This is a genomic window from Blautia sp. 1001283B150304_161114_C9, assembly GCF_015668165.1.
Lineage (GTDB): Bacteria > Bacillota > Clostridia > Lachnospirales > Lachnospiraceae > Blautia_A > Blautia_A wexlerae.
The window spans coordinates 1-1,278 of sequence record NZ_JADPGO010000094.1; the positions used below are offsets into that span (position 1 = coordinate 1).

At 54.8% G+C, this 1,278-nt stretch carries 1 rRNA gene; it reads right to left on the reverse strand.

What is annotated here, in order from left to right:
• Nucleotides 1-1,278, reverse strand: a 23S ribosomal RNA gene (locus tag I4V44_RS17405); the annotation flags it as partial.

Consider the following 1,278-nt stretch of genomic DNA (forward strand, 5'->3'; position numbering starts at 1 on the left):
TTGGTCAAGCCCTCACCCGATTAGTAACAGTCAGCTCCATGCATTGCTGCACTTCCACCTCTGCCCTATCTACCTCGTCGTCTTCAAGGGGGTTTACTTCTTTCGAATGGGATATCTCATCTTAAGGGGGGCTTCACGCTTAGATGCCTTCAGCGTTTATCCCTTCCGGGCTTGGCTACTCGGCCGTAGACTTGGCAGTCTAACCGATGCACCAGCGGCCCGTCCATCCCGGTCCTCTCGTACTAAGGACAGCTCCTCTCAGATATCCTACGCCCACGCCGGATAGGGACCGAACTGTCTCACGACGTTCTGAACCCAGCTCGCGTACCGCTTTAATGGGCGAACAGCCCAACCCTTGGGACCTACTACAGCCCCAGGATGCGATGAGCCGACATCGAGGTGCCAAACCACTCCGTCGATGTGAACTCTTGGGAGTGATAAGCCTGTTATCCCCAGGGTAGCTTTTATCCGTTGAGCGATGGCATTCCCACTTAATACCACCGGATCACTAAGCCCTACTTTCGTACCTGCTCCACCCGTCGGTGTCGCAGTCAAGCTCCCTTCTGCCTTTGCACTCTTCGAATGGTTTCCGTCCATTCTGAGGGAACCTTTGGGCGCCTCCGATACCCTTTCGGAGGCGACCGCCCCAGTCAAACTCCCCGTCTGGCATTGTCCCACCGCCGGGTCACGGCGGCTGGTTAGAAACCCAATACTGCAAGGGTGGTATCCCAACAGCGGCTCCATGGCAACTGGCGTTACCATCTCCTAGCCTCCCACCTATCCTGTACATGCAATACCGAGTCCCAGTACCAGACTGGAGTAAAGCTCCATGGGGTCTTTCCGTCCTGGCGCAGGTAACCAGCATCTTCACTGGTACTTCAATTTCACCGGATGCATTGTCGAGACAGCGCTCAAATCATTACGCCTTTCGTGCGGGTCGGAACTTACCCGACAAGGAATTTCGCTACCTTAGGACCGTTATAGTTACGGCCGCCGTTTACTGGGGCTTAAATTCAAAGCTTCGCTTGCGCTAACCTCTCCTCTTAACCTTCCAGCACCGGGCAGGCGTCAGCCCATATACCTCACCTTTCGGTTTCGCATAGACCTGTGTTTTTGCTAAACAGTTGCTTGAGCCTATTCTCTGCGGCCTGGTTTCCCAGGCACCCCTTATCCCTAAGTTACGGGGCCATTTTGCCGAGTTCCTTGACAATGCTTCTTCCGCCGGCCTTAGGATTCTCTCCTCATCCACCTGTGTCGGTTTACGGTACGGGTACGGTA